Source organism: Bradyrhizobium sp. UFLA05-125, assembly GCF_059803515.1.
This window is the reverse complement of record NZ_JBANBJ010000054.1, coordinates 35,973-57,350: the sequence shown is the minus strand read 5'-3', so window position 1 is coordinate 57,350 and position 21,378 is coordinate 35,973. Positions and strand designations below refer to the sequence as shown.

General features: G+C 62.6%; 25 protein-coding genes. 20 read left to right on the top strand and 5 right to left on the bottom strand.

Features of this window, described 5'->3' with window-relative positions; all coding sequences use genetic code 11:
- On the top strand, nt 1–363 hold a 363-nt coding region (locus SO156_RS33125), incomplete at its 5' end, for an HD-GYP domain-containing protein (RefSeq protein WP_498537694.1).
- Between the two features lie 156 nt (nt 364–519).
- On the opposite strand, the gene SO156_RS33120 is transcribed toward SO156_RS33125, so the two are convergent.
- On the bottom strand, nt 520–951 hold the full coding sequence (locus SO156_RS33120; protein WP_458149043.1) for a VOC family protein: 432 nt from the start codon (nt 949–951) through the stop codon (nt 520–522).
- 103 nt (nt 952–1,054) lie between these two features.
- On the opposite strand from SO156_RS33120, the gene SO156_RS33115 reads away from it, so the two are divergent.
- The 4 genes from SO156_RS33115 to SO156_RS33100 all read left to right on the top strand — a co-directional run bounded on the left by SO156_RS33115 (nt 1,055) and on the right by SO156_RS33100 (nt 3,748).
- Complete coding sequence (locus SO156_RS33115; protein WP_498537693.1) at nt 1,055–2,029, top strand: Bug family tripartite tricarboxylate transporter substrate binding protein; 975 nt, start codon at nt 1,055–1,057, stop codon at nt 2,027–2,029.
- A 172-nt stretch (nt 2,030–2,201) separates the two neighbouring features.
- Nucleotides 2,202–2,651, top strand: coding sequence for an ArsR/SmtB family transcription factor (locus SO156_RS33110; protein ID WP_498537692.1), 450 nt, complete (start codon nt 2,202–2,204; stop codon nt 2,649–2,651).
- Nucleotides 2,588–2,995, top strand: a complete 408-nt coding sequence (locus SO156_RS33105; protein ID WP_498537691.1) for an SRPBCC family protein — start codon at nt 2,588–2,590, stop codon at nt 2,993–2,995. Before SO156_RS33110 ends, SO156_RS33105 begins: the two co-directional genes overlap by 64 nt.
- Before the next feature lie 15 nt (nt 2,996–3,010).
- Entirely contained in the window at nt 3,011–3,748 is a 738-nt protein-coding gene (locus SO156_RS33100; protein WP_498537690.1) for a DUF899 domain-containing protein, read from the top strand.
- Nucleotides 3,749–4,083: 335 nt separating this feature from the next.
- Here SO156_RS33100 and SO156_RS33095 read toward each other — a convergent pair whose 3' ends face one another.
- Nucleotides 4,084–5,322 (bottom strand): S1C family serine protease, encoded by a 1,239-nt coding sequence (locus SO156_RS33095; protein WP_498537689.1) that lies wholly within the window; start codon nt 5,320–5,322, stop codon nt 4,084–4,086.
- Nucleotides 5,323–5,524: 202 nt separating this feature from the next.
- On the opposite strand from SO156_RS33095, the gene SO156_RS33090 reads away from it, so the two are divergent.
- From SO156_RS33090 to SO156_RS33060, 7 genes are all read left to right on the top strand, one after another.
- On the top strand, nt 5,525–6,142 hold the full coding sequence (locus SO156_RS33090) for a hypothetical protein (protein ID WP_498537688.1): 618 nt from the start codon (nt 5,525–5,527) through the stop codon (nt 6,140–6,142).
- A complete protein-coding gene (locus SO156_RS33085; RefSeq protein WP_458149049.1) occupies nt 6,129–6,503 on the top strand; it encodes a transcriptional regulator in 375 nt (124 codons plus the stop codon). The genes SO156_RS33090 and SO156_RS33085 overlap by 14 nt, the downstream gene beginning before the upstream one ends.
- A gap of 30 nt (nt 6,504–6,533) precedes the next feature.
- Nucleotides 6,534–7,265, top strand: a complete 732-nt coding sequence (locus tag SO156_RS33080; RefSeq protein WP_498537687.1) for a di-trans,poly-cis-decaprenylcistransferase — start codon at nt 6,534–6,536, stop codon at nt 7,263–7,265.
- Nucleotides 7,266–7,373: 108 nt separating this feature from the next.
- Nucleotides 7,374–7,781, top strand: a complete 408-nt coding sequence (locus SO156_RS33075) for a Crp/Fnr family transcriptional regulator (protein ID WP_458149051.1) — start codon at nt 7,374–7,376, stop codon at nt 7,779–7,781.
- A 142-nt stretch (nt 7,782–7,923) separates the two neighbouring features.
- Nucleotides 7,924–8,610, top strand: a complete 687-nt coding sequence (locus SO156_RS33070) for a DNA-3-methyladenine glycosylase I (protein ID WP_458149052.1) — start codon at nt 7,924–7,926, stop codon at nt 8,608–8,610.
- 49 nt (nt 8,611–8,659) lie between these two features.
- Nucleotides 8,660–9,388 (top strand): SDR family oxidoreductase, encoded by a 729-nt coding sequence (locus tag SO156_RS33065; protein WP_458149053.1) that lies wholly within the window; start codon nt 8,660–8,662, stop codon nt 9,386–9,388.
- Between the two features lie 233 nt (nt 9,389–9,621).
- Nucleotides 9,622–9,915, top strand: a complete 294-nt coding sequence (locus tag SO156_RS33060; protein WP_458149054.1) for a hypothetical protein — start codon at nt 9,622–9,624, stop codon at nt 9,913–9,915.
- 124 nt (nt 9,916–10,039) lie between these two features.
- Here SO156_RS33060 and SO156_RS33055 read toward each other — a convergent pair whose 3' ends face one another.
- Nucleotides 10,040–10,777, bottom strand: a complete 738-nt coding sequence (locus tag SO156_RS33055; protein WP_458149055.1) for a hypothetical protein — start codon at nt 10,775–10,777, stop codon at nt 10,040–10,042.
- Between the two features lie 300 nt (nt 10,778–11,077).
- Nucleotides 11,078–11,539 (bottom strand): hypothetical protein, encoded by a 462-nt coding sequence (locus SO156_RS33050; protein ID WP_498537686.1) that lies wholly within the window; start codon nt 11,537–11,539, stop codon nt 11,078–11,080.
- A gap of 926 nt (nt 11,540–12,465) precedes the next feature.
- On the opposite strand from SO156_RS33050, the gene SO156_RS33045 reads away from it, so the two are divergent.
- Nucleotides 12,466–12,888: a VOC family protein gene (locus SO156_RS33045; RefSeq protein ID WP_498537685.1), complete on the top strand. Its 423-nt coding sequence runs from the start codon at nt 12,466–12,468 to the stop codon at nt 12,886–12,888.
- A gap of 42 nt (nt 12,889–12,930) precedes the next feature.
- Here the strand turns inward: SO156_RS33045 and SO156_RS33040 are convergent, their stop codons facing one another.
- A complete protein-coding gene (locus SO156_RS33040; RefSeq protein ID WP_498537684.1) occupies nt 12,931–13,347 on the bottom strand; it encodes a hypothetical protein in 417 nt (138 codons plus the stop codon).
- Nucleotides 13,348–13,582: 235 nt separating this feature from the next.
- Here SO156_RS33040 and SO156_RS33035 point away from each other — a divergent pair, with 235 nt between their 5' ends.
- The 7 genes from SO156_RS33035 (at nt 13,583) to SO156_RS33005 (ending at nt 21,332) form a co-directional block, all read left to right on the top strand.
- The gene (locus SO156_RS33035) at nt 13,583–14,065 is read left to right on the top strand and encodes a helix-turn-helix transcriptional regulator (protein ID WP_498537683.1); all 483 of its coding nucleotides are present in this window, start codon (nt 13,583–13,585) and stop codon (nt 14,063–14,065) included.
- Nucleotides 14,066–14,488: 423 nt separating this feature from the next.
- Nucleotides 14,489–16,285, top strand: a complete 1,797-nt coding sequence (locus tag SO156_RS33030) for a hypothetical protein (protein WP_498537682.1) — start codon at nt 14,489–14,491, stop codon at nt 16,283–16,285.
- 239 nt (nt 16,286–16,524) lie between these two features.
- Nucleotides 16,525–17,262 (top strand): ABC transporter ATP-binding protein, encoded by a 738-nt coding sequence (locus SO156_RS33025; RefSeq protein ID WP_498537681.1) that lies wholly within the window; start codon nt 16,525–16,527, stop codon nt 17,260–17,262.
- Entirely contained in the window at nt 17,259–18,497 is a 1,239-nt protein-coding gene (locus SO156_RS33020; RefSeq protein WP_498537680.1) for an ABC transporter permease, read from the top strand. The genes SO156_RS33025 and SO156_RS33020 overlap by 4 nt, the downstream gene beginning before the upstream one ends.
- A 55-nt stretch (nt 18,498–18,552) precedes the next feature.
- Nucleotides 18,553–19,950 carry an HlyD family secretion protein gene (locus tag SO156_RS33015; RefSeq protein WP_498537679.1) on the top strand — a complete coding sequence of 466 codons (1,398 nt, stop codon included), beginning with the start codon at nt 18,553–18,555 and terminating at the stop codon, nt 19,948–19,950.
- A gap of 123 nt (nt 19,951–20,073) precedes the next feature.
- Nucleotides 20,074–20,514, top strand: coding sequence for a hypothetical protein (locus SO156_RS33010; protein ID WP_498537678.1), 441 nt, complete (start codon nt 20,074–20,076; stop codon nt 20,512–20,514).
- Nucleotides 20,514–21,332: a hypothetical protein gene (locus tag SO156_RS33005; protein ID WP_498537677.1), complete on the top strand. Its 819-nt coding sequence runs from the start codon at nt 20,514–20,516 to the stop codon at nt 21,330–21,332. Before SO156_RS33010 ends, SO156_RS33005 begins: the two co-directional genes overlap by 1 nt.
- Nucleotides 21,333–21,378 lie beyond the last annotated feature (46 nt).

Genomic DNA, 21,378 nt, shown 5'->3' with positions numbered 1-21,378 from the left:
CTGCTGGACAAGCCCGGCAAGCTCACCGACGAGGAGATGGACGAAGTCCGCCAGCATCCGCGCCGCGGCTATGAGGCGCTGGCCGAGCAAGGCGGTTTCCCGCCGGAAATGCTCGATGTGGTGCTGCACCACCACGAGTTCCTCGACGGCAGCGGCTATCCGAACAAGCTCTCCTCGAACCAGATCAGCGACATCGTGCGCCTGACCACCATCGTCGATATCTACGCCGCGCTGGTGGAGAAGCGTGCCTACCGCATGCCCTTTACCCACTCCCGCGCCTTCGCGATGCTGGAGGGCATGGGTGGCAAGCTGGACCAGCAGCTCGTGCAGGCCTTCCGCCCGGTGGCGCTCGGATCGTTCTGACGACACATTCTCCGCTGTCGTAGGCAAAGGCGCACAAGCGCCGTGTCCACCGCTTGGGTCCAGATTAGCGGAAAGAGGGTGGGCACGCTTCCGCCTTCGCTCTTCGAGCTACGGCGGACAAGTCGCTTTGCCCACCCTACGGCCGCGTGCGATCGGTCACTCACGATCTTCCTCACCGCCGTCCTCATACGACGAAATCTCGATCAGGCTGCCGTCCGGATCGCGGCAATAGACCGAGCGGAGCGTGCCGCGGGCACCCTGCTTGGCCACCGGGCCTTCCTCGATCGCGACACCATGCGCCATCAGATGCGCCACCACCTCGTCGGGCGTGGCCGCGGTGAGGAAGCACAGATCCTCGCTGCCGGCAGTCGCATGGTCCGCGGTGAACCACTCCACCTTGTCGGAATCGCGCGGCCGGACGTTGATCTTCTGGTTGCCGAACTGAAGCGAGGTCCGCGGCGCTTTGCCGCCGCCCGGGTCGAACACCCTCACTTCCATGCCGAGGATTTTGCGGTACCACTCGGCGGTGCGCGCGACGTCTGCGACGTTGATGACGAGGTGATCGAGGGCTCGAACCTTGACGGACATGCCTTATCCTTTCGTCGCGATGCAGGTAGCGCACTTCTCGTCGCTGGCGCGCTTTGTTACAACGCGCTGCCTTCAAGAACAACAAACTGGGAGAAGACTTCAGATGATCACACGCCGCACTGCGCTGGGCCTGCTCGCCGCCAGTCCGCTTGCAACGGCGCCGCTCTCAAGGGCCTTTGCGGCGGATTATCCAACGCGGCCGGTGAAATGGGTCGTCGGCTATCCGCCGGGAGGCGCTACCGACATCCTGGCGCGGCTGATCGGCCAGCGGCTCTCGGAAAAGTTCGGCCAGCAATTCGTGATCGAGAACAAGCCCGGCGCCGGCAACAACATCGGCACCGAGTCCGTCGTCAACGCCGAACCCGACGGCTATACGTTGCTGCTGGTCAATCCGGCCAACTTCATCAACGCTTCGCTCTACGCCAATCTCAAGTTCAACTTCGTGCGCGATATCGCGCCGGTTGCCTCGTTCCAGCGCGTGCCGAACGTGATGACCGTGAACAAGGACGTGCCGGCGAAAAACGTCGCCGAGTTCATCGAATATGTGAAGGCCAATCCCGGCAAGGTGAACATGGCCTCTTCGGGCAACGGCACCTCGGTGCATCTGTCCGGCGAGATGTTCATGGCGATGACTGGCTGCAAGATGCAGCACGTCCCCTATCGCGGCGCGGCGCCCGCGATCACCGACATGCTCGGCGGCCAGGTGCAGGTGATCTTCGACAACATGCCCTCGATCATCCAGCACATCCGCGCCGGCTCGCTGCGCGCTCTCGGCGTCACCACAGCTGGTCGCTCCTCGCAATTGCCCGACGTGCAGGCGATCGCGGAGACCGTCCCGAACTACGAGGCGAGCGCGCTGTTCGGCATGGGCGCGCCGAAGAGCACGCCGAAGGAGATCATCGCCAGGCTCAACGGCGAGATCAACGCGATCATGAAGGAGCCCGACATGACCAAGCGCCTGGTCGAGCTCGGCGGCGAGCCGCTCGTGCAGACACCGGACGCGTTCGGCGACATGATCAAGGCTGAGACCGACAAGTGGAAGAAGGTCGTCGAGTTCGCCGGCCTGAAGGTCGAGTAGCGATCTCGGCTAGCGCATGACGATGCTGACGAAGCCCCGTCGCGAGGCGGGGCTTTCTTCATTTGCGGTTCCGGAACCGGTTTCCAAGCGGGCACGCGATCACGCACTCGTGCGGACCTCCAGATGCGCGTTCCCGCTTGACCGGAGCCCGCATCCACTTATACTAAACCATATGGTTAAGTATAAGGACGAGACGCTGGACCGAACCTTTGCGGCGCTGTCCGATCCGACGCGGCGTGCGCTGCTGGCACGGCTCGGCGAGGAGGACGGCCTGTCGGTGAGCGAGCTGGCCGCTCCGTTCTCGATCTCACTGCCCGCGATCATGAAGCATCTCGAGGTGTTGTCGGATGCAGGTCTGATCGTGCGGGAGAAGTCCGGTCGCACGGTCGCCTGCCGGCTCACCGCGCAGCCGATGGAGCCGGCGATGAATTGGCTCAATCGCTACGCGCGCTTCTGGTCCGACAATCTCGATCGCCTTGCAGCTTTTGTGGAGGAAGACCCATGGCCGTCAACCAAGCAGCCGCAGCCCGCACCGGCGAACGCCCAAGCCTCACCCTCATGCGCAGGCTCCGCGCGAAGCCGGAAAGGGTCTACGCCGCGTGGACGCAGGCAGAGCAGCTAGCGCAGTGGTTCGGGCCGCCAAACATGAAGCCCGCGATGGTGCGGGCCGACCTCGACGTCCGCACCGGCGGCCGCTACCGGATCAGCTTCACCCGCGACGACGGCGAATATTTCGAGGCCGGCGGAATCTACCGCGAGGTCGTGCCGAACGAGCGGCTGGTGTTCTCTTGGGCCTGGCACTCGACGCCGGAACGCGAGTCGCTCGTCACCATTTCGTTCAAGCCCGATAACGGTGGCACGCTGATGATCTTCCATCACGCCCAGTTCTTCGACGAAACCGCACGCGACAACCACCAGCGCGGCTGGAACTCGTTCTTCGACAAGCTCGACGCCTTCGTCGCCTGATCAACGGAGTTCATCATGCAGCAACATCAGATCGTTTCCCGCCAAGAGTGGATCGCGGCGCGCAAGGCGCATCTGGCGCATGAGAAGGAGTTCAGCCAGGCGCGCGAGCGTCTTGCGGAGGAGCGCCGCAACCTTCCCTGGGTCAAGCTCGACAAGCCCTATGTATTCGATGGGCCGGCCGGCAAGATCACGCTCGCCGAGCTCTTCAAGGGGCTTCCGCAGCTCGTCGTGCAGCACGTCATGTTCGCGCCCGACTGGGAGGCGGCCTGCAAGAGCTGCTCGTTCTGGGTCGACGGCTTTGAGCGCATGGTGCCGCATCTGGCCGCGCGCGACACCACCATGGTCGCGATTTCGCTCGCGCCCGTCGCCAAGCTCGAAGCGTTCAAGAAGCGCATGGGCTGGACGTTCGACTGGGTGTCCTCGGGCGGCAATGACTTCAACCACGACTATGGTGTGACGTTCACGCGCGAAGAGATCGACAAGGGCGAGCCGAAATACAATTTCGGAACCACGCGGTTCTACGGGCCCGAGTTGCCCGGCATAAGCGTGTTCTTCCGTGACGAGGCCGCCACTGTCTTCCACACTTACTCGTGCTTTGCCCGCGGTCTCGACATGATGAATGCGGCCTACCAGTATCTCGATCTCACCCCGCTCGGTCGTCACGAGGAAGGCCTGCCCCATCCGATGCACTGGGTACGCCTGCGCGACGAGTACCAGCCCGATGCGGCGAAGGCGGGGTGTTGCCACACCTGAGGTGATTTGCTTGCGCGCATCCATAGCCAGGTGCCGTAGGGTGGGCAAAGGCGCGAAGCGCCGTGCCCACCATCTCTCCTGAATCGCGACCAAAGTGGGGGCACGCTTCCGCCTTCGCTCTTCGAGCTACGGCGGACAAGTCGCTTTGCCCACCCTACGACTCTGAATTGGTCGGGTCGTTCGATCCACACTGATGCTGTCATCGCCCGACTTGATCGGGCGATCCAGTATTCCAGAGGCAGCGACGAATACGGAAAGGCCGCGGCGTACTGGATTCCCCGCTTTCGCGGGGAATGACAGCGAAGATTGACGAGGCAGTGTGCCTCGCACAGCACCTATCGCTTCGCGTCGGCCTCTTCCGTTGCGGTGCAGGTGATCAGCATGGTGTAGGCCCGGGCGTTGCCGGCGATCTCGGCGGTCTTGAGCTCGCCCTTGGGCTCCGCCGTCTGGTACGGCACCACGCTGTTATCGAGAAAATCGCGCAGCGCGCCGGTCTTTATCGCGAAGTTGATATTCTCCGTCAGCTGGCCGGTTTCCCGGATCATTTTCAGCGCGTTGAGCTTGGAAACGACGACGCCGGCCAACTGGCCGGATGTGTCGAACAGTGGCCCGCCACTGTTGCCCGGCTGAATCGCCGCGCTGATCTGCAAACGGCGAGTGTCGTTTCTGATTCCACTGAGCGAGCTCACGATGCCAGTCGTGACCGTCAGGTCGGACGTAAGATAGCCGTGAAGGGGAAAACCGATCGCGACCACCGAATCGCCCGACTTCATCGAGCGGTCTCTGATCCTCGCAAAGTCCTTGAAGGTTGCGGTGGTTGGCGCCTGGAGCAGCGTCAGGTCGTTATAGGCGTCGCGCGATACCACGCGAAGGATCATGGCCGATTCGCCCGAGAGATTGCCCTTGATGTCTCCGACGCAGCCGTCGATCACATGGTTGTTAGTGACGACGTGCCCGCCGGCGCTGACCACGAAACCCGTGCCGCTGACATCGAAGGTCTTGCTTGGCTTGCCGCTTGGCGGCGCCGGCTTGTCACCCGCTGCTGGCTTCGCGGCGAGCTTGGTGAAATCGCCCGCCTTGTCGAGCCCATCGGCTTTCACCCGGGTGACGCAGGTGGCGAGCGCCGCGATCAAGGGCGCCGTCGAGGTCAACTGAAATTGCAACGCGTTGCGACTCGCGGTCGCTACCATCAGGCTCGCCTTCTGGAACATGCGCGTCACGTTCGGCGGCATGATCGCCGTGAGCATGTTCGGCGCGTTGGCCGTCGCAAACAGCCGAGCCTGCTCCTGTCCGTCGAAGATCACGTCGATCGCGGCATTCTCGCCCTTGGTGAACTTGAAGCTGGGACTCGCAAAGCTCAGGAGCCACGAGCCGGCGACGTTATGCCCGACGACGAGGCTGACGCCATTGGCGTAGGGCGCAGTCGCCGCACAATGCGAGAATGCGCCGGTCTGCTCGTTACTGAAGGCGCCGCCGATCCAGTTGCCCATCGAAACCGAACCGAACGGCCCCGCGGCATTGGCAAACCCGACAAGAATGACATGCAGCACGCACGCCGCTGCCCACTTCAACATTGCAAAGCCCCCGGAACGCTTTTCGTGCGGCACCTTACCTGTCCGACCCGTCCTGGCGCAACCGGCAGTTGTCTGGCGCCGACCATCGCCCAGTCGGATCATGGCGCCTTGCTTTTACTTTGCAGTACGGTATACTTTGCATTACAAAGTTAATGATGCCCCGAATTGGGGGGTGAGGGTGGAGCGAGGCTCGACGTTGCAGATGCGCGAACTCGACAAAGCGCTGGCGGATATCGGGGCGATCCGCAGCCAGATCGCAGCCGGCACCGCCTTTCGCGGCTACGGCCCCGCGACGATGATCGCAACCGGCGCACTCGCGCTGATCACCACGATCCTGCAATATTGGTTCATCGACGATCCGACCACCCAGCCGCTCGCGTTCTTCCTCGGCTGGGGGCTTGCGGCGGGCCTCTCGGGCTTCGTCATCTGGATCGAGATGCGCGCGCGCTCGCGCCGCCATCACTCCGGTCTTGCCGACGTCATGATCCACCAGGCGATCGAGCAGTTCCTGCCGGCCGGCGTCGCCGGCGTGCTGCTCGCGGTGGTGCTGTGGAAGTTCTCGGCCGAGACGCTCTGGCTGTTGCCCGGCCTGTGGCAGATCCTGGTGTCGCTCGGCATTTTCGCCTCGGTCCGCTCGCTGCCACGCAGCGTGGCGCTGGCGGGAGCCTGGTATTTCGTGTCGGGCTTCGCGGTCGTTGTGCTGGCGAGCCAGACCCGCACGCTCTCGCCCTGGACCATGGGGCTGCCCTTCGTGATCGGGCAGTCGCTGATGGCCGGCATTCTCTACGTTGCGTCCGGAGACCATGATGTCGAAGACTGAAAACGCGCCCTTCTCCTATGAAGGGCTCGATCGTGTCATCCATGAAAAGGCAAGGCTCGGCCTCCTGACCTCGCTGATGGCGCATCCGAAGGGACTTGCCTTCGCCGATCTCAAGCAGCTCTGCGGGCTGACCGACGGCAATCTCAGCCGACATCTCGCCGTGTTGCAGGAGGCTGGCCTTGTCGAGGTGACCAAGGGCTACGAAGGCAACCGTCCCCACACCTCCTGCCGGCTGACCAAGGCCGGCCGCCGCCGCTTCCTCGATTATCTCGCCGTGCTCGAGCGCCTCGTGCGCGATGCCGCCAAGGCGGCCGGCCGCGAGGCGCCGCCGCTCGGCCGCCTCGGCATCATCTCGACCTGATCATCCCATTTTTTGACTGGAGACTTTGCGATGCAAAGTGACGTCACGCAGGCAAACGAAAAGCTTCACGTGGGCATCATCATGGACGGCAACGGACGATGGGCGACGCGGCGCGGCCTGTCGCGTATCCGTGGCCACGAAGCCGGCGTCGAGACGATCAGGCGCATCATCGAAGCAGCCCCCAAGCAAGGCATCGGCACGCTGACGCTCTATGCGTTCTCGACCGACAACTGGCGCCGGCCCAAGGCCGAGGTCGCAGCCTTGATGACGCTGCTCCGCTTCTATCTCGCCAATGAGGTGCAGAGCCTGGTCAAGAACGGCGTGCGGCTCTCGGTGATCGGCCGCCGCGATCGCCTGCCCGAGGGCATTGCCACGGCAATCGCGGGCGCTGAGCGCGCGACCGCCCACGGCAACGCGCTGCATTTGCGCATCGCCGTCGATTATTCGGCGCGCGACGCCATCCTCAATGCCGCCGCGAAGGCGGCTGCGTTGACGAGCCTCACCCGCGAGGCCTTTTCGCAACTCGTCACCGGCGAAGCGTCCTTGCGCGACGTCGATCTCATTATCCGCACCTCTGGCGAAAAGCGGCTGTCGGACTTCCTGCTGTGGGAAGGCGCCTATGCCGAGCTGCATTTCACCGAGCGGATGTGGCCCGAATTCGATGCCAGCGATCTCGCCGAGGCGCTCTCCTCGTTCCACCGCAGGGAGCGCCGCTTTGGTGGCTTGCAGGCCTTGCCGCTAGAGCCCGCACCGAGCCTGTGATGCGATGCGGCATAGCCGCTGATCCCGAAAAGTTGAGCGGGCTCGCCGCTGTTATCCCTTCGACGCCGACCGCGTCGGTGCCTAGTCTGACGCGGACGGGATATCAACATGCGCGCCGTGCTGGACCATTGCAGAGGTGGAACGCGGCAGCGGGTCGCGACCGGCACGCTGATCCTCACCGAGGGCGGTGCCTCCGGGCACCTCTATGTCCTGTTGGAAGGCAAGCTCGAGGTGATCAAGGGCGACACCGTGGTCGCAACCATCGCCGAACCCGGTGCCGTGTTCGGCGAGATGTCGGTGCTGCTGCAACAACCCCACACCGCCACAGTGCGGGCCTGCGTCGATTCCGTCATCTACGAGTTCGACGATGCCGCCTCGTTCCTGATTCAGGAGCCCGAGGTCGCGTTGATGCTCGCGCGCATGCTGGCGCAGCGGCTCAATGTCGCCAACACCAGTCTCGCCGATCTCAAGCGCCAGGCTGCCGGGCAGGGCAACCACGTCGCGGCGCGGCGCTGATGAGTTGATCGACCCTGCGGCAGCGAGCATGCAGCTCAGTGATGACCCGGGCGGCGCGTCGGCTGCAACTGTCGGGCATCGCAGGGCTGGACCTTCCCAGTGAAGTCTGATGTCGTAGCGCGGCCTCATGGCAGGTGACCGCATGACCTCGTTCAAGACCATTCGCGCTCGGGCCGAGAAGCGCAAGGGCGGGCCCAGGCAGCTGGAGAAGTTGCTGCCGGCGAAGCCCGATGCAAAGGCGCTCGCCAAACTGCCCGACGATCGTATCCTCGCGGAGATGTCGAAGCGGGTGTTTTGCGCCGGCTTTGCCTGGAGCGTGATCGATTCGAAATGGGACGGCTTTGAGCAGGCCTTCCTGCACTTCCAGCCGGCCAAGCTGAGCTTTCAGCCTGAGGATTATTGGGAAGGCCTGATGCGCGACGCCCGCATCGTGCGCAACGGCGCAAAGATCCTGTCGGTGCGCGAGAACGCCGCCTTCGTGCAGGAGATCGCAAAAGAACACGGCAGCTTCGGAAAATTCCTGGCAAAATGGCCGGCCTCGGACGAGATCGGCCTGCTCGATCTCCTCACCAAGCGCGGAAGCAGGCTCGGGGGCAACACCGGCCAGATGCTGCTCCGCTTCGTCGGCTGGGACGGCTTCGTCACCTCCAAGGACGTCGTCGCGTGCCTGCGCGATGCCGGCCTCGACATCGCAGAAGAGGTGAAGTCGAAGGGCGATCTCGCCAAGGTACAGGCGCAGTTCAACGCCTGGGCCAGTGAGACTGGCCTGCCCTACATGCACCTCTCGCGCATCTGCGCGTTATCGGTCGGGGAAAACCGCGGGGAGTGACGATTGCCGGGCAGGCGCCCGACGAAGCGCCCAACAAGGAGGAATGTCCATGGCAGGAGATCTGGACGGCAAGGTTGCCGTCGTGACGGGGGCTGCGTCGGGCATTGGCCTCGCGACCACCGAGGCAATGCTGGCCGCAGGCGCGCGCGTGGTGCTGGTCGACCGAGATGCAGCGGCCCTGAAGGCCATTTGCAACAGGCACGGCGACGCGGCGATCCCGCTCGTCATCGACTTGCTGAACCCGACGGACTGCGCCACGCTGCTGCCCCGCGTTCTGGAGAAGACCGGTCAGCTCGACATCCTGCATGCCAATGCGGGCACGTATATTGGCGGCGACCTCGTCGATGCCGATGGCGCCGCGATCGACCGGATGCTGAACCTCAATGTCAACGTCGTGATGAAGAATGTCCACGACGTGCTGCCTCACATGATCGAACGCCGGACAGGCGACATCATCATCACGAGCTCGCTCGCGGCCCATTTTCCGACGCCTTGGGAGCCGGTCTATGCATCGTCCAAATGGGCGATCAATTGCTTCGTCCAGACGGTGCGGCGCCAGGTGTTCAAGCACGGCATCCGCGTCGGATCGATTTCGCCCGGTCCCGTCATCACCGCACTGATCGCGGACTGGCCGCCGGAGAAGCTGAAGGACGCGAAGGCCTCCGGAAGCCTGCTCGAAGCCAGCGACGTCGCCAACGTGGTGATCTTCATGCTGACGCGGCCACGCGGCATGACCATTCGCGACGTGGTCATGCTGCCGACCAATTTCGATCTCTAGACGCGTCTTGAGGATGCAACCGCCCCAGCGTGTTGGATCACGTGCGACTGCAATCTCGATGTCGCCCCAATCATGCCACGAGCGCGGCGGCCGCAATCGGTCGCGTGGACATGGAAGCGCGGGGAACAATTGCGCGCGCGGTCTGTTCGGGAGTCTAGGCCGGGGCGGGTGCTGGAACAAAGTCCGCCACGGCCACGCCGGGGATAACAGACAAGCGCGAAATGGAGCGGCTCATGAAGCTCAATCCCATCCAGGTCAAGGAGACCATGAGACAGTTGGACGCCCAGGTTCTTCCCGACGGACACCCGGCCGTACCTCAGCTCAACAGCCTGTTCGGAGACCATACGTTCTTCGTCGACGAGAGCGGATTGAAAGTGCTGGAGCCCACCGACTCATCCGAGATGGAGGGCAGGACCGGCGAAGTCGTCAGTCTTGCCGACTGGAGCGATCCGGAGCTGACCAGCCTCAGGGCGCATGAGCCGGAGCCCACCGGCGTGATCGTGGTGTTCGAGCCGAGCAAGCATTGAGCGAGGCCTTGAGGTAGGCGCGGCGGCGCCTACGGATTGCGGGCTGAAGGGGTCTCGGCGCGCGAACTACAGGCGTCGCGCCGTTGCGGGGAAGCCAATCCGGCCAAACCCAGGCTCATGTCGATCAGTGCCCCGGGTCCATTTCCCAGACGCCATTGGGATTGACGTATTCGTGTCCGTCCGGGTAGCGACGATCCGCGACGTGCTTCAAGACGTACCTCTGCGCTCCAGCCGCGTTGCGCGAGAATGTGTGTCCGGCTTCGAGCGGCGGCCGGGTCTGCCACAGATGAATGTTGAACTCGAACAGCACCCACGCGGGCCCGGCATCGATTCCTGCGTCGGCGACACAGCCATCCGCCAGTCCGAATTGCACCATGCCGAAAGAACACAACCGGCCGCGCTCGCGATACGGAACCTGCACCACGAGGGCCTGGAACAGCCCAGCCGGTAGTTCGGCGCCAAGCAGCGCATCCCAGCGCTTCCAATCATGGCTCAGGCCGGAGTAATGCACGCGCACTGCGAGGCCGCCAGCTTTTCTCACTGCGGCGGCCAAGATCCTGAGATGCTCTTCCACTCCCGGACCAGTGTCTGTCACGACGAGTTGCACCACCGACTTGTGAGCGGCGATCCTGTCCATCGTGTTGCGATCGAGTGAGCGTCCTGCGCCGATCCACATCGCATTTGCGAGAGCTGGGTCGTGCGGCATGACGTCGAAGGCGGCATGTACGCGACGGTCGGCACTGAACATGTCGGGGCCGGACACGACCACAGCAGGGCCATTGGCTTCAGCAAAGTCCGCGAGGAACGCGGTCCGGTCCGGCCACGGTCCCGGGATATCAAGTACTATGCCTGTTTGCGTCATCTCGGCCTCAGTTGCGCGTGAGCAGGTAGATGCTAGAACTCCCGACAGCACGAACGCGGCTATCAGCCTGCTGCAGATAATCGAGACTGCCCAATTGTGTGTCTTGGCAAGCTTGCTGGGAGGGGGCATGGTCGACGGCATGTGATCTGCTACCTGGCAACCGGCGACGGAAGATAGCCGACTGGGATGTTGTCGCGGGCAAGGGACTGTCGGGTTCAAGCCGAGCGTTGAGAATTTGGCTAGTTGAGTTTCTGATCGAAAAGAATGCGGAAGGCCTTGCGGCTGGGACGAGCCGACGGCTCAATTCGGGCATTTCTCAAAAAAGCTTGCCCGTTCGATTTCCGGCAGGCCTTCAAATTGAACACGAATGATTTCGATCCGCGTGCCGACCTTTTGAAAGACAAGACGCACGCCGTCATATTCATGTTGAGAAGCGGCCTTGCCGTCTGATCTGGTGACCGTCGCGGCCCGCAGGGCTATCCTGATTTTCTTGCTATCAATGATTGACGATTCAAGAACTTCATGGACTGCAGTAACTAATGCCTCGCCTTTATTCTCTTGAATTGTCGCTGTGGCGCTTCCCTCGCCCGGTGCAGCAAAAGATAGCTTGGAGCCTCCCGGATCAGAAATTGCTTTGCTGCAATTTGGTGACCATGTTCCCAAAAGCCCGAATTCCTTCAAGGCGCCTTTGATGTCATCGCCAAACGCTGGAGCGGAAAGCGTGCTGGACGCCAGGACAGTCGCGACAAAGATGCGGCGCATTAGTCTCATCTGTACACACGACCCCCATGCGAAAAGCTGTGACGTTGAGCGCCTAGAGAACCATGCAGGAGCACCCGTGTGTCAAGGCAGAACGTCTCGTCCGGCTACGACTTTGAAGACATATACGGGTACTCGCGGGGCCGTCCGCGTCGGAAATCAAGTCTTTGTATCGGGTACGACGATCCGCCCGCCGCAACCAGACGGCGACGCTTATGTGCAAGCCAAGGTCGCGTTGGCGATGATAGCCGACGCGCTGGCCAAGGTCGGCGCAGGAATGCGGCACGGCTAGTTCTTTGAGACTAGTCGTTTATCTCTAACTCTGATGTCCGGCTTGGCGTCGGCAAGGCGCAATGGAATTCTCGGCTGGCACGACCGTATTGGCCGTGCGTCTGAACAGGAGCCGACGACAATGATTTTCCGTGCGTTCTGCCTTTCATTACTCGTTGTGAGCGCATTGGTCGGCGTCGCGCATGCCGACAGCAACCCCGCGAACAACTCTTTGCCGATCATCATCGGTCCGCTGCCTCCAGTGCACATCGGCCCTCCACCGCTGCCGTGGTGGCCGCCACATATCCCTGTCGATCCGGTGCCGATCCATCCGTGGCCGCCACTTCCGACGCCGCATCCGACGCCACAACCGATTGTTCCTGGTCAGGGGTGCGTGCCGACACCAGGTACAGCCTGCCCGCTCTGAGGCAGGCACGGTCCGCTCGCGCCTATGCGCACGTCGCCGAACAGACGAGCCAAGTCTGGCGGCGAGGATCGTCCTTGCTGTGGCGGCGCGTCAGGACGGGCGCGCCGCGATCAAAGCGACGGGCCGAACTGGCAGGGCCGCACCACATCACGCTGCCGCCCTGATTGAGCTCGATATGATGTTATGCTGGCCTTCTTGACAGCCAACTTCTCGCAACTCGCCAGGTTGGACGATGAATCGGTATCTCTCCCTCGTCAGCCTTGTGGTCGCGGACTATGACGAAGCGATCGCCTTCTTCACCCGCGCTCTGGATTTCGAGCTCTGCGAGGATGCGCCGCTCGGCGGCGGCAAACGTTGGGTGGTCGTGCGCCCACCGGGCGGCGCCGGCTCCGGCCTGCTATTGGCGCGGGCTGACGGTCCGGCCCAGTTGGCGCGCATTGGTGACCAGACTGGGGGGCGGGTCTTCCTGTTCCTCGAGACCGATGATTTCGATCGCGATCATGCGCGCATGATCGCAGCCGGCGTGCGCTTCGTTGAGGAGCCACGGCGCGAGGCGTATGGCGTCGTCGCGGTTTTCAGGGATATCTGTGGCAACCGCTGGGACCTGATCCAGCGCAACGCACCGCCGCGAAGCCAGTCCTTAGCCGCTGGTTGACCGACCAGTCAGCGAGAGGCGCGTCCGCGTCCAGGGCTGCGGTCAGAAGAGCCGGTAGTTGCATTGAAAGTACTGAAACAGGTCGATGACCTCGGCCGCATGGTGCTGATTGAGGTCGGCGATTAGCGCGTTGATCTCATTGGCGCCCGCGAACTCTACACCATAAGAACCATCGTTGTTCTTTTCGATGCGGCCGACGCCCGGCAAGGATCGCACAAAAGCGAGCGCGCGTGCCTCGTCTCTGGCTGTCGGCCTGAACCCGATCTTCGTGCTGTTGCAGGGCGGATTGTTGGCGATCGCCGGATTTGCGGAAAGTGATGAAGACCAGGCGCAGGCGAGGAGGAGGAAAACCGAACCCCAGGCCGCCGGCCGAAACAACGTCCCCGATCGCGCCTGCGAAAACCTGACGCCGATAGACTCGTTCATTCTGGTCCCCCGCAATCCCTGACCCGGCAGCAAAATGCTTCCGCCGCGAGCCTTGGTCGCAGCTGCTCCTTTTCGGGTTCAAGCAGCCACACGCCTGGCAGACCTCGCGCGCGTCGCGCAATGACGCCTCGTCCGGTTGGTTATGTCGTTCTCGTCCAAGCGCGTTCGGCATGAAGGCGAAAAAGAAGAATTCTCCAATGCGGCCATCGAACCACAGCGGCGTCCAGGCCTACGAAGGCTCATCTGCACGAACCAGGGGGCGTGAGACGTGCGATCGTCGGAAGGTGCCTTTCAAGGCGTGGGCGCGATAGAGGATTCGCATGGCGCAGCGCTGCCGGTCGCCTCGGCGACTGTCAAAACGCTGAAGGCTCGGCGCTGCGAGATTGCACCAAGATCGGAGCGCCGGGCCAAGCGTATCGATCGGTTGAGACTGATCAAAACCACCATCGTTGAAAACATCGGCAGTTCGTCGCTTTCGATCGACAGCATCGCCGCACGTCAAGGAGTGACGTCCCGTGCCGTTCAAAAACTTTTCAAGACCGAGGGGGTGACGTTTTCCGATTTCGTATTGGAAGCGCGTTTGGCCGAAGCGTATCGAGTGTTGAAGGATCCGGACTTCTCCGGCAGGCGGATCAGCGCGATCGCGTATGATCTTGGTTTTGGCGACCTGTCCTATTTCAATCGCGCATTTCGCCGCGCCTTTGGAATGTCGCCGTCCAGACTCCGCGACGCGACAAGACGACGGCCGTGACGGTTGCCGACAAGCACGATGATCGTGCGATGAACCACTGACGGCCGCTTCGAAAATCATGACGCACGCGTGACGATCGCGTAACGACCATCGTATTCAGTGAGCAGCGAGAGACGACACCGAGTACATCGCATGTGCCGCGATCGATTGCGCTCTGAAAAAAACCAAGCCGCGGCGATTCGGAATTGTACTTGAATCTCTTCGGCTTGCGCTTGTCGTCTCGAACCAACGCGACGATCGGCCATTCATGACGGCGGACAGCATGGAGATAGACGGAAGAGTTGTTTGCATTGCTTGCAGGCAACTCAAGCAGCGAATTTGGTTCGGCCCAGTCCAAGAAAATTGCGTCCGTTTGCTTCATCAACGTGCCGCTCGACTCGTCGCCGAGCGCTAAACGCGACGATCCAAGATGGAGACTGTTTGATGAAAAGAACTGCACTAGTGAGTGTGTCGGTCATGGCACTGCTGATTGCCGCAGGCCCCGCCAGGGCCGACAATGACGGGACGGGCGTGCTCAATAGCACTGTGGAGCTGTCTATCCCGGAGGGCGGCCAGTGGGTCGATGGCCGCGGCTTCGTGCGCAGCGCGACGGCCAATTGGGTGGAAAATAATTACGAGGCCATCAAGGGCGGCATTACCACCGTGGCGAAGCTCGCGATCACGTCGGCTGTCACGTCGGCAACCGGCAACCCCAAAGCGGCTGCGGTCGCTGGCTCAGTCATCGCAAATGGCCTTGTCTCGGTTGGCGAATCCGCGGGCGCCGGCACCGGCACCGTCGCGGGAGCCGCGAAGAAATCCATCATTGCCGCGGCGGGCGCGGGGGCTGCCGAAGCGATCGGCGGCCTTATTCCCAAGGGCACAGGTCCGCTTGCCGATGTCAACGCGGCGGCTGCGAAAGCCGTGGTGAAAGCCGGCGTCGATGCTGGGGCGGCCGCCTTGCAGGGCAAGGATCCCGTCAAGGCCGCAGGCGGAGGGCTCCTCGCCGGAGCCGCGGATGTGGTGCTGAACGCTGCTGGAGTTGCGGGCCTCGCCAAGGACGCGATCAAGGGCGTACTTGGTGGGATCATCAAGGACGGCCTGAATGGTGCAAGCGGCAGCAATGCTGCTCCGTCGGCGGGTGCGCCCACCACCAACAACAACACGACCGGCAGCATCGTCAGCGGAGGTGGCGGCATCGGCGGATCCGACACCTCCGGCGGCCCTGTTATCGGCCCCGTTCGCTCGGGAGACCCCGAAGGCAGTAGCAGCGGTAGCAGCAGCGCAACCAGCGACGGCGGTCCTGTTGTCATTGTCGGAGGCAACGATCAACCCGGTGGAACTGGTGGAGGGACTGGCGCCCTCGGCACCGGAACAAGCGCGTCAGGTGGACCAAGCGGTGGTGGCACCACGACAACCTCGGGCGCCAGTGGCAACACCGGCTCCATTGACACCGGCTCGGTCGGCCCCACCAGCGGCCCAGCCACGTCTGGAGAGACCGGGAACAGCGGAAACGACCAGCCCGTCGCCGGCCCGAGTGGCAATCAATCCAATGGCAGCGGCCAGGGCAACCAGGGTCAGGGCAACCAGAACACCCAGACGGGAAGCAATAACTCCAATAGCAACGACCCCAATAGCAACGAATCGAACAACAATCCCAGCAAGACTGGCGACAATGATTGTTCGGATTGCGTTGCCAACAACGATACCTCCGCCCCGGGTAACCAGCAGACCGCGGGAAGCGCGATGTCCGCTCCCGATCAGAGCGGCGGGGACGGTTCGCAATCTGCCGTTCTCGCTCAACACGGCATCCATCTTCCGGGCGCTGGCTTGATGGGCAATGACGACAACGGCACCGGATCGAAACCGGGCAACAACGGCAAAGGTCCCGGCAACCCCGGCGATCCGAACAGCAACTCCGATTCGAGCGGCGTGACCATCGTGCTCGGATCGAACCCGGCTGCGCCGGCGGGTGGTACCGGTGGCAACACCAACGGCGGCTCCGGCGATCCGCAAGATCCGGAAGGAAATGGCGGCTCGGATTCGACGCCTGGTGCGAAGGGCATCAGCAACAACGGCCGCGGCAACGCCGTTTCGCCGGGATCGAGCCCGGACGGCACTGATGCTTGGTCATCCGGCGGTCATATCAATACCGCGGGCGCACCGACATCGGTGATGCTGACGACCGGCTCGACTGCCGCCACGGTCACCGCGAGTGCGGGGAACGTCGTCGTCGCGCACTGACGACGTCGACCACCACTCCCTCGATCGCCTGCGGCGCTTTCGCCGCAGGCGATCTGCCCGAAGCCGTACCTCTTGCCGGCGCCACCGTTCTTCCGTTCCAAATTCGAAGCTCGCTGGCCATGTCGTGCTGCCGCGAGTGAACCCATTCGCTGCTGTCTCAAACAAAGGGGCGAGCAACCGACTGCGATGATCCGTATGTCCTACGTACACGAGACAATTCAATGCCAGGCGATCAATGCATGACGGCTGAGTTGCGCGCAAATGGTGTCGCTCCGGCAATCGAGATGCGCCGTGTCGTCAAAATCCATGCCGACGGCCGTGGAGGCAGCGTTGCCGCGCTCGATGGTCTCGATGTCTCGATCGCCGTCGGTGAATTCGTCGCCACGGTCGGTCCCTCCGGTTCTGGCAAATCCACGTTTCTCGGCATCGCCGGCTGTCTCGACACGCTGACGTCAGGGGACTATCGGCTATGCGGAATCCCGATCGCGGGCCTAGACTACGACCAACTGGCCTGGCTGCGCACGCATCGGCTCGGATTCGTATTTCAATCCTTCCAGCTGCTGGGTCATTTGAGCGTCCTCGACAACGTCGTTCAGCCGATGATCTATGCGAGGCAGCCGAAGCACCAACGCAGGGACCGGGCCATGGCATGTCTCGAACGGGTCGGCCTCGCCCAACTTCATGACCGGCGGCCGTATCAGCTCTCGGGCGGGCAGCAGCAAAGAGTCGCGATCGCCCGCGCGCTCGCGAACGAACCTTCCATCCTGCTCGCCGACGAACCGACGGCGGCACTCGACCCCGACAACAAGGCGCAGGTGCTTGATCTGATCGAGGGCCTCAATGCCGGCGGGCTCACCGTTGTCCTGGTCACGCACGACGCCGATTCGGCGAGGCGTGCAGGGCGGCTCGTCCGTTTTCATGCCGGACGCGTGGTGAACGACGGACGATCCGACCCACTCCTCGAGAATGCGGCATGATGAAAGCACATATCTCCGGTGCGATCACCGCGCTGCGCGCTAAGCCGTTGCGAAGCCTGCTCACCATGGCCGGCCTCGCCGCAGGCGTCGCCTCGCTCATCGGTCTTGCCGGCATCGGCGCGGGTTTCCGCTCTGCGGTCTCCGATGAAATGGCGGCGCTCGGCACGCGCCTCCTGGTGGTCGAACCTCGCCCTCCAGCACAAGATCACCGCGCGGATCGGAAGCTCCCGACGACGCTGACCGCGGCCGACGCCGTCGCTATCGCCACCATTCCCGGTGTTGCCGGCGCCGTGCCTCTGTTGCAAGGCGAGCAAGTCGCATTGGGGCCAGGCGGCAACGGCAAGCTCGCCTTGATCGGCAGTCCACCACCATTCGGGCAGGCACTTCGCTTTCAGATGCGCGCGGGGCGATGGCTTGGAACCGCCGATGAAGCCGCCAGCGAAAAGCTTATCGTGCTTGGGGTTCGCGCCGCGCGCATTCTTCTCGGGAAGGATGCGGACGCGCTCATTGTGGACGGAAGCGCCGAGATCAAGGTTGGACAGGCCTTGCTTAGGGTTGTCGGCATCCTGCAGCCAATCGGCAGTTTCGGAGGGTGGAACATCGACGAGTCCGGCTTCGTGCCGTTCTCGACTGCGCGATTCAGGCTTCTCGGTGCCGACAAGAACTCCCCGAACAAAGTCGATGCCCTGCTCATCGATCTTGCGGATCCCTTGGCCAAGGCGGCCATTAGCACGGATGTGAGACTGGCGCTGCGGGAACAGCATCGCATCGCGCCACAGGATTCGAACGATTTCGCGGTCGTCGATCTCGCAGCGAGCGCTCGCGCGGAAAGCGCCATCATGGACACCATTCGTCTGTTTCTGGCTGTGACCGCGGTCACGACCATGCTGGTCGGTGGCGTCGGAATCGCCAACATCATGCTGGTTGCCGTTGCGGAGCGCAGCGGGCAGATCGGCCTGCTACAGGCGTTGGGTGCACGACGCAGCGATATCCTCGTTCAATTTCTCATCGAGGCGGCGATCCTGGCAACGATCGGCGGTCTCGCCGGAGCGGGCCTCGGGGTTGCTGGCGGCACATTCGCAGCCCAGCTCGCGGGGCTTCGGTTTCAAGTCGCCGCAAGTCTCGTCGTGGTGGCCCCCATTGGCGCGGCCCTGGTCGGCGTACTGTCCGGGCTGCTTCCGGCGCGACAGGCGGCGAGACTGAGCCCGCTCGCAGCTCTGCGACGCCCTGGATGACGCTGAACGAGATGATCGAGACCCGCCCAATCAATCAACAAGAAAGAGATACGCAATGGCTGATCTGGTGACGCAGATCGATCCTATGGTCCCGCCGCCGTCGCGGCGACGGCGGCGATATATCCTCGTCGCACTGGCGGTGGGCCTCGGGCTCACGTGCAGCGCTCTCTACGCGCACAACAAGGCTGGCGTCGCGCCGCAGATCGAACTCGTGACCGTGCCGCTGGGACGCGGCAACGTGACCAGCACGATCTCGGCGAGCGGAAACGTCCGTCCTGTCAGCATCGTTCGGGTGAGCACGCTTCAAGGCGGAACGCTGAGCCATATTCCCGTCGATTTCAATTCCGATGTTCGAAAGGGCGATCTCCTGGCGCAAATCGAAGACTCGGCCCAGCGTGCCGAACTTCGCCGTGCGACGGCCGAACTCGCTGCGACATCCGCCCAACTTCGCATGCAGGACGCCCAGATCACACTGCACAAAGCGGAACTTGCGGCCGCGCTATCCCAGCAGGCCGCCGCTGAGGCTGCCGTCGCGACGGCGAAGATTGAGCTGCAACTGGCCGAAACGGCCCGGGGCCGCCAGCTCACCCTGCAAAAGAGCGGCTTTGCGACCCTCGTCGCACTGCAGAGCTCCGAAGCCGCCCGCGACATCGCCAAAGCCAAATTGAACCAGGCGGAAAGCGAACTCGATCGCGTATCCGCCCTCCTGGCTGCCGCGCGCGCGACTGTCATCGCGGCCGAAGCCCAAAAAGATTCCGTTGACGCGGCCCATGAGCAGGCGGCAGCACGCGAGCAGCGCGCCAAAATCGATCTCGATCGCACACGGATTCGGTCGCCGGTCGACGGCACCATCGTGTGGAAAGCCGTCGATGTCGGGCAGACCGTGTCGACCAATGTCGATCCCCCCATCCTGTTCTTCATCGCTCAGGATCTGACGGAAGTTCAGATCGAAACCACCATCGACGAAAATGATGTCAGCCATCTGCGGATGGGACAGCCCGTTGCTTTCACCGTCGCGGCTTATCCCGGCGAGCAGTTCAAGGGGGAAGTGAAACAGATCCGGACCGGCTCTGAAGCGCTGTTCGGCAACAAAGCAGGCACCGCTTCCGCCGTCACCTACATCGTCGAGATTGCGACAACGAACAAGGATCGACGGCTGCTGCCGGGCATGACGGCCTCCGTCCGGATCATCACGGCAGATGCGAAAGACTCCATGACGGTACCCGCCACCGCGCTGCGCTATGGCGAGCAAATCGTCGCAAGGCACAGATTGACACTGCCAAAGAATTCGGGGGCACGACCGCTCGTTCTTCTCGATACCAACAACGTCCAGCGGGTCGTCACGGTCCATGCCTCGGCGAGCGACGGCGTGACGGCGGCGATCAAGACGAACGTGCCGATCTCGGAAACGGACCGGGTCGTCATTGCCGATCGGCCGGCGCATGACGGTTGAAGCAGCCGCAGCGACCAAATTGGCTTTTCATCGCGTGGCTCGGCGCGGTAACGTCGCGATGTCGTCAATCATTCTACTCGTGAATAAGGTGAGCTAAGGAACGTGAAATTCATGCGATGCCCGATGGCTATGATTGCCTTGATCCTTGCATTCGCTACGGCCAATCCTGCACAGGCCGCCGAACGAAAGATCCCACAACTTTTGGGAATGCTGACCGAAAGCACCTATCCGGAGTTTGAGCAGTTCGTCGACGATCACGTCAACAAGGTCATCGCCCTGAAAATCACGATTGAACGCTCCGGCTCCGACGCCGCCCCGCTTCAGGCAAGTGCGGACGACGGACAATTGGTCGTATACCTGAAGTCTACGCCGGACGAGCCAAGCGAGTCCGAGATCGTCGCGGGCAAGGACTTCTCCTACCGCAACGGCTCCTACCTTCTCGACGGGCTTTTCATCGTCAAGAACGGCGGAATGCATCAAGGCGTCGTATCGTACAGTCTTCAGAAGACCAAGCCCGACCCCTCGATCAAGCTTGAACAGATCGAGCTAGGAAAGAAGAGCTGATGAATCCCGATCGAGATCGCTGCCGCGGATTGTGGCAATTGTTGAGTTTCATGATCGTGTTTGCAGCTCCAACGGTGGTGTTGGCAGAGCCTGCTTTGCTCTCGGGCACGATCGGCAAGGCGCCGGTGATGCTGAGCCTCACCAATGACAACGGCAAGTTACACGGCTGGTATGTCTACCTGCGCGTCGGAAAGCAGATCAGGCTCGAGGGAAAACTGAATGCCGACGGCGCATTCACGCTCGAAGAGTTTCCCCTGGACGATCCCAAGCAACAGAAGAGCACCGGCGTTTTTGCCGGTACGGTCGCGCAAGGGCGTTGGACAGGGCTATGGCACAAGCCCGAAGGCGGACCTGAGGTGAGTGTCGATCTCGGTGAGAACCACTCAACGCTCGCCAATTCGAATATCGATTTGAGTTGTGCGGCGACCAAGACCGACAAGCGTTTCGGTTACACCTACAAGTATACGCTTGCGCTCGCCTTGGCCAACGGAGCCATGCACAAGTTTTCACTCGCGCAGAAATCAACCTCCAGGTCTGGCGTGGACCAGGGCTGCATGATCGACCTCGGCGATCTCAAGCCCATCGAGTCCGACGTGGGCTTCCTGCTTGGGACCGGCGACCTCGCTGAGGACGGAACGCCCCGGTGCACGATCCGCCTCATCGAGGTCGGCAATTATCTGTTTGTCCGGATCGGCGACGTCACGGCGGGGCGCAACGATTGTCGCGGCGGTGACGAAGTGATGTATTGCAGCCCGCGCCAAGACTGGGCCGACATGATCGTCGACCGAAAGTCCTCGGTCTGTCAGCCGGTGGAGTGATGCTCGGCAGGCAAGCGGAGTTGTGTTGTTGTTTCGGAGATGCGTC

Coding starts and splice junctions, on each gene's coding strand:
- SO156_RS33120 (WP_458149043.1), bottom strand. CDS start 951: ATGTCCGTCAAGGTTCGAGCCCTCGATCACCTCGTCATCAACGTCGCA.
- SO156_RS33115 (WP_498537693.1), top strand. CDS start 1,055: ATGATCACACGCCGCACTGCGCTGGGCCTGCTCGCCGCCAGTCCGCTT.
- SO156_RS33110 (WP_498537692.1), top strand. CDS start 2,202: ATGGTTAAGTATAAGGACGAGACGCTGGACCGAACCTTTGCGGCGCTG.
- SO156_RS33105 (WP_498537691.1), top strand. CDS start 2,588: ATGCGCAGGCTCCGCGCGAAGCCGGAAAGGGTCTACGCCGCGTGGACG.
- SO156_RS33100 (WP_498537690.1), top strand. CDS start 3,011: ATGCAGCAACATCAGATCGTTTCCCGCCAAGAGTGGATCGCGGCGCGC.
- SO156_RS33095 (WP_498537689.1), bottom strand. CDS start 5,322: ATGTTGAAGTGGGCAGCGGCGTGCGTGCTGCATGTCATTCTTGTCGGG.
- SO156_RS33090 (WP_498537688.1), top strand. CDS start 5,525: ATGCGCGAACTCGACAAAGCGCTGGCGGATATCGGGGCGATCCGCAGC.
- SO156_RS33085 (WP_458149049.1), top strand. CDS start 6,129: ATGTCGAAGACTGAAAACGCGCCCTTCTCCTATGAAGGGCTCGATCGT.
- SO156_RS33080 (WP_498537687.1), top strand. CDS start 6,534: ATGCAAAGTGACGTCACGCAGGCAAACGAAAAGCTTCACGTGGGCATC.
- SO156_RS33075 (WP_458149051.1), top strand. CDS start 7,374: ATGCGCGCCGTGCTGGACCATTGCAGAGGTGGAACGCGGCAGCGGGTC.
- SO156_RS33070 (WP_458149052.1), top strand. CDS start 7,924: ATGACCTCGTTCAAGACCATTCGCGCTCGGGCCGAGAAGCGCAAGGGC.
- SO156_RS33065 (WP_458149053.1), top strand. CDS start 8,660: ATGGCAGGAGATCTGGACGGCAAGGTTGCCGTCGTGACGGGGGCTGCG.
- SO156_RS33060 (WP_458149054.1), top strand. CDS start 9,622: ATGAAGCTCAATCCCATCCAGGTCAAGGAGACCATGAGACAGTTGGAC.
- SO156_RS33055 (WP_458149055.1), bottom strand. CDS start 10,777: ATGACGCAAACAGGCATAGTACTTGATATCCCGGGACCGTGGCCGGAC.
- SO156_RS33050 (WP_498537686.1), bottom strand. CDS start 11,539: ATGCGCCGCATCTTTGTCGCGACTGTCCTGGCGTCCAGCACGCTTTCC.
- SO156_RS33045 (WP_498537685.1), top strand. CDS start 12,466: ATGAATCGGTATCTCTCCCTCGTCAGCCTTGTGGTCGCGGACTATGAC.
- SO156_RS33030 (WP_498537682.1), top strand. CDS start 14,489: ATGAAAAGAACTGCACTAGTGAGTGTGTCGGTCATGGCACTGCTGATT.
- SO156_RS33025 (WP_498537681.1), top strand. CDS start 16,525: ATGACGGCTGAGTTGCGCGCAAATGGTGTCGCTCCGGCAATCGAGATG.
- SO156_RS33020 (WP_498537680.1), top strand. CDS start 17,259: ATGATGAAAGCACATATCTCCGGTGCGATCACCGCGCTGCGCGCTAAG.
- SO156_RS33015 (WP_498537679.1), top strand. CDS start 18,553: ATGGCTGATCTGGTGACGCAGATCGATCCTATGGTCCCGCCGCCGTCG.
- SO156_RS33010 (WP_498537678.1), top strand. CDS start 20,074: ATGGCTATGATTGCCTTGATCCTTGCATTCGCTACGGCCAATCCTGCA.
- SO156_RS33005 (WP_498537677.1), top strand. CDS start 20,514: ATGAATCCCGATCGAGATCGCTGCCGCGGATTGTGGCAATTGTTGAGT.